Origin of the sequence: Bacteroides sp. AM10-21B (assembly GCF_003472565.1) — a bacterium.
Taxonomy (GTDB): domain Bacteria; phylum Bacteroidota; class Bacteroidia; order Bacteroidales; family Bacteroidaceae; genus Bacteroides; species Bacteroides propionicigenes.
Map to the genome: position 1 here is coordinate 223199 of NZ_QRME01000001.1, position 11373 is coordinate 234571.

General features: G+C 44.7%; 12 protein-coding genes and 2 tRNA genes. 12 read left to right on the forward strand and 2 right to left on the reverse strand.

Annotated features, from left to right (window positions below; translation table 11 throughout):
• Positions 1-54 precede the first annotated feature (54 nt).
• The 5 genes from DW121_RS00810 (at position 55) to DW121_RS00830 (ending at position 5352) form a co-directional block, all read left to right on the forward strand.
• Positions 55-2112, forward strand: coding sequence for a M3 family metallopeptidase (locus DW121_RS00810; protein ID WP_117711171.1), 2058 nt, complete (start codon positions 55-57; stop codon positions 2110-2112).
• A complete protein-coding gene (locus tag DW121_RS00815; protein ID WP_118322778.1) occupies positions 2109-2627 on the forward strand; it encodes a DUF4847 family protein in 519 nt (172 codons plus the stop codon). Before DW121_RS00810 ends, DW121_RS00815 begins: the two co-directional genes overlap by 4 nt.
• A 14-nt stretch (positions 2628-2641) precedes the next feature.
• Positions 2642-3079 carry a dCMP deaminase family protein gene (locus DW121_RS00820; RefSeq protein ID WP_117711169.1) on the forward strand — a complete coding sequence of 146 codons (438 nt, stop codon included), beginning with the start codon at positions 2642-2644 and terminating at the stop codon, positions 3077-3079.
• A 76-nt stretch (positions 3080-3155) separates the two neighbouring features.
• Positions 3156-4901 carry a S41 family peptidase gene (locus DW121_RS00825; RefSeq protein ID WP_118322781.1) on the forward strand — a complete coding sequence of 582 codons (1746 nt, stop codon included), beginning with the start codon at positions 3156-3158 and terminating at the stop codon, positions 4899-4901.
• Positions 4843-5352 carry a 5-formyltetrahydrofolate cyclo-ligase gene (locus DW121_RS00830; RefSeq protein WP_233555763.1) on the forward strand — a complete coding sequence of 170 codons (510 nt, stop codon included), beginning with the start codon at positions 4843-4845 and terminating at the stop codon, positions 5350-5352. The genes DW121_RS00825 and DW121_RS00830 overlap by 59 nt, the downstream gene beginning before the upstream one ends.
• A 72-nt stretch (positions 5353-5424) precedes the next feature.
• Here DW121_RS00830 and DW121_RS00835 read toward each other — a convergent pair whose 3' ends face one another.
• Positions 5425-5715 carry a DciA family protein gene (locus DW121_RS00835; RefSeq protein WP_009122563.1) on the reverse strand — a complete coding sequence of 97 codons (291 nt, stop codon included), beginning with the start codon at positions 5713-5715 and terminating at the stop codon, positions 5425-5427.
• Entirely contained in the window at positions 5712-6851 is a 1140-nt protein-coding gene (gene recF, locus DW121_RS00840) for a DNA replication/repair protein RecF (RefSeq protein ID WP_118322925.1), read from the reverse strand. The genes DW121_RS00835 and recF overlap by 4 nt, the downstream gene beginning before the upstream one ends.
• Before the next feature lie 176 nt (positions 6852-7027).
• On the opposite strand from recF, the gene DW121_RS00845 reads away from it, so the two are divergent.
• The 7 genes from DW121_RS00845 (at position 7028) to DW121_RS00875 (ending at position 11364) form a co-directional block, all read left to right on the forward strand.
• Entirely contained in the window at positions 7028-7711 is a 684-nt protein-coding gene (locus DW121_RS00845) for a tetratricopeptide repeat protein (RefSeq protein ID WP_117711166.1), read from the forward strand.
• A 146-nt stretch (positions 7712-7857) separates the two neighbouring features.
• The gene (gene ribH / locus DW121_RS00850; RefSeq protein ID WP_118322786.1) at positions 7858-8352 is read left to right on the forward strand and encodes a 6,7-dimethyl-8-ribityllumazine synthase; all 495 of its coding nucleotides are present in this window, start codon (positions 7858-7860) and stop codon (positions 8350-8352) included.
• A 72-nt stretch (positions 8353-8424) separates the two neighbouring features.
• Positions 8425-8507 (forward strand) — tRNA-Tyr (locus tag DW121_RS00855).
• An 8-nt stretch (positions 8508-8515) separates the two neighbouring features.
• Positions 8516-8588 (forward strand) — tRNA-Gly (locus tag DW121_RS00860).
• 116 nt (positions 8589-8704) lie between these two features.
• Complete coding sequence (locus DW121_RS00865) at positions 8705-9919, forward strand: site-specific integrase (protein WP_118322926.1); 1215 nt, start codon at positions 8705-8707, stop codon at positions 9917-9919.
• A 451-nt stretch (positions 9920-10370) separates the two neighbouring features.
• Complete coding sequence (locus DW121_RS00870) at positions 10371-10892, forward strand: hypothetical protein (protein ID WP_118322789.1); 522 nt, start codon at positions 10371-10373, stop codon at positions 10890-10892.
• Positions 10873-11364, forward strand: coding sequence for a hypothetical protein (locus DW121_RS00875; protein ID WP_118322791.1), 492 nt, complete (start codon positions 10873-10875; stop codon positions 11362-11364). The genes DW121_RS00870 and DW121_RS00875 overlap by 20 nt, the downstream gene beginning before the upstream one ends.
• The last annotated feature ends 9 nt before the right edge of the window (positions 11365-11373 follow it).

Sequence of the window (11373 nt, forward strand, 5' to 3'; positions counted from 1 at the left end):
TCTAACAAATCAGTTATGACAAGATTCAAACTTACGCTAATATTACTTTGCTTTATGACTATGATACAAGCCTCAAACCCTTTCTTTGAAAAGTATGCCACGCCGCACGGAACTGTTCCTTTCAACCTGATAAAGACCGAACATTATGCGCCTGCCATCCACGAAGGCATCCGCCGACAAAATGCAGAGATAGACGCCATCATCAATAACCCCGATGCGCCTACATTTGAGAACACGATAGTACCCTACGAAAAATCCGGAGAGCTGCTGCATCGTGTCAACACGGTGTTCGGCAATCTGCTCAGTGCCGAAACCGGTGATGAGCTGCAGGAACTGGCACGTGAAATCATGCCGCTGATGAGCGAACATGAGAACAACATCAGTCTCAACGAAAAACTATTTGCACGCATCAAAGCCGTATATGAGCTGACGGACAAATCCGGACTTACTCCCGAACAATCCAAATTGCTGGAAGATATTTATAACGGTTTTGTCCGTAACGGGGCAAATCTGCAAGGAGACTCCAAAGAGCAATATCGCAACTTAAGCAAGGAGCTAAGCCTGCTTACTTTGCAATTCAGTGAAAACGCCCTGAAAGAGACGAACGACTACCGACTGGTGCTGACAGACAAGTCGCAACTTTCCGGTCTGCCCGAAAGCGCCATTGACGCCGCCGCAGAAGCCGCACAGGAAAAAGGCGTAGAGGGCTGGGTATTTACCTTGCACGCACCAAGCTACAGCCCTTTTATGACGTATGCCGACAATCGTGACCTGCGCCGCGAACTCTACATGGCATATAATACAAAATGCACGCACGATAATGCCTGCAACAATCTGGAAATCGTAAAGAAAATCGCCAATACCCATATGGCAATAGCCCAACTGCTGGGCTACGACAACTTTGCCGAATACAACCTGAAGGAACGAATGGCGCAAAACAGCGATGCCGTGTACAAGCTGCTGAACCAACTGCTGGAAGCCTATACGCCCGCTGCACAAAAAGAGTATGCCGAAGTACAGGCATTAGCACGCAGTGAAAAAGGAAACGACTTTATCCTTATGCCGTGGGACTGGAGTTATTATTCTCAAAAGCTGAAAGACCGGAAGTTCAGTATCAACGATGAGATGCTCCGCCCCTACTTTGAACTGAGCAAAGTGAAAGAAGGTGTTTTCGGACTGGCAAGCAAGCTGTATGGCATCACATTCAAGAGAAATACGGACATCCCCGTCTATCACAAAGACGTGGAAGCTTACGAGGTGTTCGACAAAGACGGTACATACCTTGCCGTACTCTATACCGACTTCCACCCCAGAGCCGGAAAACGTTCGGGAGCATGGATGACGAGCTACAAAGGACAGTGGATAGACGAGAAAAGCGATGAGAACAGTCGCCCGCACGTGTCTATCGTAATGAACTTCACCAAGCCTACGCAAAACAAACCTGCCTTGCTGACTTTTGACGAATTGGAAACTTTTCTGCATGAGTTCGGCCACAGCCTGCACGGAATATTCGCCAACTCCGCCTACGAAAGTCTGAGCGGCACAAACGTTTATTGGGACTTCGTGGAACTGCCTTCCCAGTTCATGGAAAACTTCGCCATTGAGAAAGAATTCCTGCATACCTTTGCCCGTCACTATCAGACCGGTGAGCTCATCCCCGACGAACTGGTGCAACGCATTGTGGACTCTTCGAACTTCAACGCCGCCTATGCCTGCCTGCGCCAAGTAAGTTTCGGGTTGCTGGATATGGCATGGTACACACGCAATACCCCGTTTGAAGGAGACGTCAAAGCCTATGAGAAACAGGCTTGGGAGAAAGCGCAGATTCTGCCTGTTGTGGAGGAGACTTGCATGAGTACCCAGTTCTCGCATATCTTTGCCGGCGGATATTCTGCCGGATATTACAGCTATAAATGGGCGGAAGTACTGGATGCGGATGCCTTCTCCCTGTTTAAACAACGCGGCATTTTCAACCCGGATGTAGCCGACTCTTTCCGCAAAAATATCCTGTCGAAAGGTGGTACGGAACATCCGATGACGCTCTATAAGCGTTTTCGCGGACAAGAGCCTACCATAGATGCACTATTAATCAGAAACGGAATCAAGAAATGAAAGAAAAAATAAATATAAAAGTAATCGGCTGCTGCCTGATGATAATGACCATGTTTCTTGGCTTCAGCGCTTGCAACAACGAAGACGACGTAATGGAAATCTTCAACAACAAGACCTGGAAATTAGCCCGCATAGCCACCGAAAAAGGGAAAGAACAATTTTATCAGGGCTTGTGGAACAACGAAACAGAAGAGAAAGCCAGCCGTGAACTGCTCAAAGTAGAGGGAAACTTCACCTTAAACTTCAACTGCGCCGACGTGAACGGAGAAATATCCGGTACAGTCAACGCACATGCCGTAAAATCGAACATCAGCGATGCCACGCTGAGAATAGACGGCAAAGAACATAGCATAAAGATTGGCGGGAAAGTTATCGGTACGGAAAGCGATAAACTGGCAAAGGTATTCAACAATGGTGTGCTGAACGTATTCAAGTACGAAGGGGATATACATAATCTGACCCTCTACTTTAAAGACGGAAATACAACGAAAGTAATGGGATTTACAGCCCGCTAAATACAACTAAAGATATGGACGAGACTACGAAAAACAAACAAGAAGCGCTGGACAAGCGTTATATACGTATGGCAAGTATATGGGCGGAAAACTCCTACTGCCAACGCAGACAGGTAGGTGCACTCATCGTTAAGGACAAAATGATTATTTCTGACGGATATAACGGTACGCCTTCCGGCTTTGAGAATGTATGCGAAGATGAAAACAACGTCACCAAGCCGTATGTACTCCATGCCGAAGCCAATGCCATTACCAAGATAGCACGTTCCAACAACAGTAGCAACGGCGCCACAATGTACGTCACAGCTTCTCCCTGCATAGAATGCGCCAAACTCATCATTCAGGCAGGTATCAAACGTGTTGTATACTCCGAGAAATATCGTCTGGAAGACGGCATCGAATTGCTGAAACGCGCAGGCATTGAGGTGGTATTTGTTTCAGTTGAAAGTTAAGAGTTAAAAGTTGAAAGTTGAAACTCCGTGCGCAGCCAAATAGTAAATAGTAAATTGTAAAATAGTACATATCATTATGGGTACAAAGAACTCCTCCCGATTTACACCGCTTATCATCGCAATCAGCGTAGTAGCGGGTATCCTTATCGGAACGTTTTATGCCAAACATTTCGCAGGAAACCGTTTGGGTATTATCAACGGCTCGTCCAACAAGCTGAATGCCTTGCTGCGAGTGGTAGACGACCAGTATGTGGACAGCGTCAACATGACTGATTTGGTAGAAAAAGCCATGCCGCAGATATTGGCAGAGCTCGACCCCCATTCCACCTACATTCCCGCCCAGAAACTGGAAGAAGTCAACTCCGAACTGGAAGGCAGCTTCAGCGGTATAGGTATCCAGTTTACCATACAGGAAGATACCATACACGTAAACAGCGTGATACAGGGCGGTCCTTCCGAAAAGGTAGGGCTTATGGCAGGCGACCGCATCGTCATGGTGAACGACAGCCTGTTCGCAGGCAAAGGACTGACTAACGAAAAAGCCATGCGCAACCTGAAAGGGCCTAAAGGCACCCAAGTGAAGCTGGGAGTAAAGCGCGCCACCGAAAAAGAACTGCTGGACTTCACCATTACGCGTGGAGATATTCCCCAAAATACGATTGACGCCGCTTATATGCTGAACGATGATTTCGGCTACATACAAGTCAGCAAGTTCGGGCGTACTTCACACGTGGAACTACTGAATGCCATCGCCCAACTGAGCCACCAGAAATGCAAAGGTTTCATCATCGACCTGCGCGGCAATACCGGCGGTTACATGGAAGCCGCCACACGTATGGTAAACGAATTCCTCCCGGAAGGAAAACTCATTGTATATACACAGGGACGTAAATATCCGCGTATGGAAGAATATGCCAACGGTACGGGCAGCTGCCAAAAGATACCGCTCGTGGTATTGGTGGACGAAGGCTCCGCCTCTGCCAGCGAAATTTTTGCAGGCGCCATACAGGATAATGACCGGGGAACTATCGTAGGACGCCGCTCCTTTGGCAAGGGATTGGTACAACAACCCATTGATTTCAGTGACGGTTCCGCCATTCGTCTCACCATCGCCCGCTACTACACCCCATCAGGACGCTGCATCCAGCGCCCCTACGAAAGCGGCAAGGACTCCAAATACGAAATGGACTGGCTGACCCGCTACGAACACGGAGAGTTCTTCTCGAAAGACAGCATCAAACTCGATGAGAACCTGCGCTACTCCACGGGATTGGGACGTCCCGTTTATGGCGGAGGGGGCATCATGCCCGATGTTTTCGTACCGCAAGATACAACCGGAGTTTCCTCCTATCTGATAGAGGTCGGCAACAAGGGATTGATTATACAGTTCAGCTTCCAGTACACCGACCGTAACCGTGCCAAACTGAGCGTTTTCGACAACGAACAGGATTTACTGAAATACCTGCGCCGCCAGGGTATCGTAGAGCAATTCATACGTTTTGCCGACTCCAAAGGGGTGAAAAGACGCAATCTGCTGATACATCGTTCCTACAAGCTGATGGAGCGAAACCTTTATGGCAACATCATCTACAACACGTTAGGCAAAGAAGCCTATATCCGATACATCAATGAGAGTGACGCTACCGTAAAGAAAGCATTGGAAATACTGGAACGCGGAGAAGCCTTCCCGAAAGCCCCGCTACAAACGGACCAAGAAGAAGAAAAGAACAAGAATGGAAAAGAAAAAAGAACTGCGCAAGCGTATGGCTCTGCTGAAGACCCTTCACAAATCTACCACTACGCATCAGTCACAGTCTGCTGAGATACTTGCCGCCCTCGAAGCACACCCGGCTTTCAGGGCGGCAAACATTATATTGTTGTACCACTCATTACCGGACGAAGTAGATACGCACGAATTCATCAGGAAATGGAGTACTGAAAAACAAATACTTCTGCCCGTCGTCGCAGGTAACGATTTGGAGCTTCGTGCCTATACAGGACCTGCAGACCTTGCCGTTGGCGCCTACGGCATTGAGGAACCTACCGGAGCATTGTTCACCGACTATGCCGCAATAGACTTCATTGCCGTTCCGGGTGTAGCCTTCGACCGTAGAGGAAACCGGCTGGGAAGAGGAAAAGGATATTACGACCGGCTGCTTCCCCGCATACCGTCTGCCTACAAAGCCGGCATTTGTTTTCCGTTTCAAATCGTAGAAGAAGTTCCTGCGGAGCCGTTCGACATCCGTATGGATGAAATCATAACACAACAATGAAAACTAACTACCACACTCATACCACACGCGGATACGCTGAAGATGATGCGAGGAGAAAGCAACGGGAAAGTATCACCGAAATATAATGTTAGTAATCACCTGCGCCCCTACGTGCCGGTTCAGGTTACGCACCAGCAAATCCCGCCCCATCATCAGTTCCTGACGGAGAGCGGCGGAGGTAAGATGCACGTACAGCACTTGATTCTTAATATAAAGTTCGCGCGTATAGGAAGCGATAGTCGGTCCCAAAACCTCAGCCCACGAACTGATAAGCCGCCGCTCGTTCAGCGGAGACTCCAAACTTTCCTGTCGCAGGAAACTTCGTATCAGCTTCCCTATCTGTTCGGCATCATTCCGTTTCATCTCTTAATTTCCTCCTCATCGGTCAATATGGTGTTTTCCTCCATTTCCGAAACTTCGCCCTGCTCCACACGAAACATCTTATAATCGCTGCCTACCTTATGCAGGATACGGTCTAAATGTTCGCGGTTAGTATCCGTAATAAAGATTTGTCCGAAACTATCTCCCGCCACAAGTTTGATAATCTGTTCTACACGCGAAGCATCCAGTTTGTCAAAAATATCATCAAGCAACAGCAAGGGAACCGTAGCCCCTGTCCGTTTCAGGAAGTCGAACTGCGCCAGCTTCAAAGCCACCAGATACGTTTTGTTCTGGCCTTGCGAACCTTCCCGCTTGATTGGGAAATCACCCAACAACATATTCAATTCGTCTTTATGCACTCCGCGGAGAGAGAAACCCATAATCCGGTCACGCATACGGCTCTCCTTCAACACTTCCAGCAAGGAAGCATCACGGGCGTGCGAATCATAAGTCAGCCCTACTGCCTCCTTATCCTGCGAAATAAACGAATAAAAAGACTGAAAAATAGGAATGAACTCACTGATGAACTCTTCCCGTTTACGGAACACCACTTCACCGGCTTGCGCCATCATCTCTTCCCACACCAGAAAAAGTTCCTCTTCTACCGGCATTTCATTTTTCAGCAATGTGTTTCGCTGCGCCAATGCCTTGTTGTAGCGAATCAACGCATCCAAGTATTCCTTGTCGTACTGTGAAATCACTACATCCATAAAGCGGCGGCGCTCGTCACTGCCTCCGTTTATCAATGCCGAATCGGCGGGAGATACCATTACCAGCGGCAAGAAACCGATATGGTCGGACAAACGCGTGTATTCCTTTTTGTTCCGCTTGAACTGCTTCTTCTGCCGGCGCTTCATGCCACAGTAGATTTCTTCCGGCGTACCGTCGGCTGCCTCGTAGAAGCCCTGAATAACAAAGAAGTCCGCATCATGCCTTATATTCTGCGAGTCGATGGGATTGCCCGCACTCTTACAGAAAGACAGGAAATAAACAGCATCCAGCAAGTTTGTCTTTCCCATTCCGTTCTGTCCGAAAAATGCGTTCAGCTTCGGAGAGAAAGCAAGTTCCGTTTGCTCCAGATTCTTATAGTTGAGTATAGATATACGTTTCAGTATCATATGGCGGCACATCTTTGGCTTTTCTGCACAAAGATAATGCAAAGCAAAATAATTCTGCGGTTTTGGGATGTAAAATAAAAAAAGATGCCGCTAAATTTCGTTGATAGCTATAAAAAACTTACTTTTGCGGGTCGAATCAGCTATTAATGAATAATAACAAAAAGAATATATAAAAAATGGCAGAACAAAAGAAGACGAACGAAGCCTTAAACGTGGAAGACGCACTGACACAATCAGAGGCATTTCTCATCAAGAACAAAAAGACAATTATCGGTGCTATTTTGGCTATAATCATTATTATAGCGGGTATAGTAATGTACAAGAACCTCTATGCGGAACCTCGTGAGGAAAAAGCACAGGCAGCCCTTTTCAAAGGACAAGAATATTTTGAAGCCGACGCTTTTGCAGAAGCCTTGAACGGTGACAGCATCGGTTATGCAGGTTTCATCAAGATAGCCGACCAATATAGCGGCACAGATGCAGCCAACCTCGCCAAAGCCTATGCAGGTCTTTGCTATGCACACCTCGGCAAGTTTGAGGAGGCTGTAAAAGCATTGGACAGCTTCGACGGAGACGACCAAATGGTAGCTCCCGCCATGAAAGGCGCTATGGGTAACTGCTACGCCCAACTCGGCCAACTCGACAAGGCATCTTCCATGTTGCTGAAAGCTGCCGACGAAGCCGACAACAACACACTCAGCCCCATCTACTTGAAGCAAGCCGGAGAAATCTTGGTTAAACAAGGCAAGTACGACGATGCTATCAAAGCATACACCTCTATTAAGGAGAAATACTTCCGTTCATATCAAGCTATGGACATTGACAAATACATCGAGCAAGCCAAGCTGCTGAAGAAGTAATTTGCACCTTATATATAATAAGATATTTCGAGCACGGATTACACGGATATACACGGAAGTCAAAACCGTGAGTGCCGTGTAATCCGTGCTCTTCTTTTTCCCTTCCCCCTATTTTTTAATTTTAAATTCTTAAACTTTAATTCATCATGGCTACAGCTTATCACAACCTTTCGGATTATGATTTCAACTCAGTACCCAGTGCAGAGAATATGAAATTCGGCATCGTAGTGTCCGAATGGAACTACAATATCACCGGCGCTCTCCTAAAAGGAGCTGTCGACACCCTAAAGAAGTACGGAGCAAAGGACGAAAACATCATGATAAAAACCGTACCCGGTAGTTTTGAATTAACTTTCGGCGCCAATCAAATTATAGAATACAGCGAAGTTGATGCCGTAATTGCAATTGGTTGCGTAGTTCGTGGAGATACGCCGCATTTTGATTACGTCTGCATGGGTGCAACGCAAGGAATCACTCAATTAAACGCAAGTGGCGATGTTCCAGTGATTTACGGATTAATTACCACCAATACAATGGAACAAGCCGAGGATCGCGCAGGAGGAAAATTAGGAAATAAAGGTGATGAATGTGCAATTACTGCGATAAAAATGATAGATTTTGCTTGGAGTTTACAAAAATAGTCGTATCTTTGCACCGCAATTGAGAAACAAAGCTACTTAAAAAGAGATTTAAAGTAGTTCTCGATAGCAAAAGGGCAAATACCAGAGTGGCCAAATGGGGCAGACTGTAAATCTGCTGGCTTACGCCTTCGGTGGTTCGAATCCATCTTTGCCCACTAAAATTGCGGAAGTAGCTCAGTTGATAGAGCATTAGCCTTCCAAGCTGAGGGTCGCGGGTTTGAGCCCCGTCTTCCGCTCTTCTGAAAATCAGATAGTTATCGCAAGATTTCTATCTGATTTTTGTTTTTAGAGGGTGCTGAATCTGCACGAAACTATGCGGTTGAAGTCAACCAAGAAGTCAACCAAAAATTTTATGAGTGCAGCAATCAACGTAGTGTGCTACAAGTGGAAAACTTTAGCAAATGGAGAATCCCCCTTAATGGTAAGAGTAGCCAAAGGTGGCAAACGGACTATGCAGAGTTTAGGCATATCCGTCAATCCTAAATATTGGGACTTCACACGAAACAAGCCTAAGCCCAACTGTCCTAACAAAGAGTATATTCAAAAGATTATCTTGGATAAACAGCGAGAACTTCAACAGCGAATGTTAGAGTTGAATGTCGAACAGAAAGAATATACCACTACTACCCTACTCAATAATGAGAACACCAAGTTTGAACTGAAAACTGTTAGTGAGTTCTATCACGAACTGATAGAGCAATACACACGTGAAGACAAATGCGGCAACCGCCTCATCTATAAAAGTTCTTTCAATTCTCTTAAAGTGTTTACGAAAGGGAAGTTAGATATTCCTTTCAGCGATATAGATACTTCTTGGCTTACCAAATATGAGAAATGGCTACGCTCCAAAGACAATAAAGAAACCACTATAAGCCTTATGTTTCGTACATTACGCAGTACATATAATAAAGCAATCAAAGCGAAGTGTGCCCGGAAGTCCGATTATCCATTTGATGATTACAAGATTAACAAATTCGATACCACTACCCAAAAGAGAGCCATTGCCAAAACAGACGTGCTGAAATTCACAACAGAGGTGCAGCCTATTGGAAAGCAGCAGTACATGGAGTTGAGCAAAGACATATTCGTGTTCAGTTATCTATGCGGTGGAATCAATTTCACTGATATAGCCAATCTGACAAACGAGAATATTCAAAATGGCAGGTTACACTATATTCGTCAAAAGACAAAAAAGCAAATCAAAATAGGAATACCGCAGGAAGCTATGCAGTTAATTGAAAAGTATTCAAAAGAGAGTAAAGGCTATCTTTTTCCAATTTTGAATAGCAAGATACACAAAACCGCCTTACAAAAGCAGAACAGAATACATAAGATACTGGGAAAGGTCAATAAGAACTTGAAACTGCTTGCCGCAAATTTAGGTGTTGAAGCTAATATAACAACCTATGTCGCTCGCCATTCATTCGCAAGTGTTCTTAAGAAATCGGGAGTAAACATAGCATTGATAAGTGAAGCATTGGGACATTCAGACTTGGCGACTACTCAAATATATTTGGATAGCTTCGACAACGAGCAAGTAGATGAAGCTATGAAGAATTTGCTGTAACTAAAAAGAGTTCTGCCTTATATATAATAAGGTGGGACTCTTTGTTTCTGTTAAAAGGTTATCAATTAGTGAAATAGAATATTAATCCTTATGATTAAATAGGAAAATTCCTTTGCTATTAAAAAACTTGTCTATACATTTGCAGCACGATTCAAAATGAATCATGTGAGGGAGGAAACGGTTCCTCCACTAAAATTATTATCAGAGTCGATAGGCAGACGTGTTTATCAAATGGCTCATCTACTGAAAGAAGCTTGTCAGCATCATTTTCTACTATACAGTAGCGGCTTCTGCAACTAAGTTTATCCGGTCTATATCGGAGTATCAAACTTGGAACATCACATATCATTACTTGTGCAAACAAGGGTGGAATGTGTCCAATTCGATAGTAAGCTTAGTTGGAGAAGCCTTTTTTATGCCCTCACTTTTATTATTTTCAAATTTTTATAATATGAAAAAAAATGATTGTAATCAAATTGAGAGGAGTCTCTACAATTTGAAAAGTTTGAAACGCTATTTAATTAGCCTGTCTGAATTGACAAAAAGTGAGGAAGAACTGGAAGAAGTTATTAAAAAGCTAAACATCCGGATTCTCCCAGCGGGAAGCAAACAGTATGTTTGTGAATCTTTTTTTCAAGTTACTGATGAAAACCGCCAGTTCTTGGAAGAAATCAATTATGGCAAATGGAAATTTATGTTGATTGCCAATGAATTGGTAAAGAAACTACCTTTCATCATTCACGAAATTGCCATAGACGATATGGATGTAAATAGCATTGATGCTTCCTTACCCGAAATCAGAGAAAGATTGAATTGTAGAGTCTTGAAATTGTACAGTAATGGCAATGATTTCTGTACTGTAAAAGAAGATGAGTTAGCGAACCTTCCTAACTCATACAAAAGGATTGGCTGGTCTGTTAGTTATAAATCTTATCAAGAGAAAGGAGATGATTATGATAGCTTTCAGGTTTGAAAATATTACTGCAAGCAACCGAGAGCCATATAATAATGTGGCTGCGCATGAAGAATTGAAGTCCATGATGTCACGTTTTGACAGATTAAACATCTTCTTCGACATTGACGAGGACGGTTACGAAGTGATAAAGGTCGAAAGCACATACGTGAAACGCTTCGCGTATCAGTTGAACAATGAATCTGCAAACTGGCTTATGACATACCTTTCTACTGGCAAGAGTGAGGACTTTGGCGTAGAACCGTCAGAAGTTCAGAAGTCAGACCAAACTAACGGTAACGAGTATCGAAAGAATATGCTCAAACTGTTTGTGGAAAGTAAGGCTGTAAACATTCAGTTTACACCCGAGTTCAGAGACCGCAGAGGGCAGCTAACAGCAGTAGCCAACTTCAAGTTCGGTAACATCTTCTTCTTTGTAAACCGAGACGAGGACATTGTTTCGTACTTGCAAGAGAAAGAGTTAATTCGCTAAATCCAAACG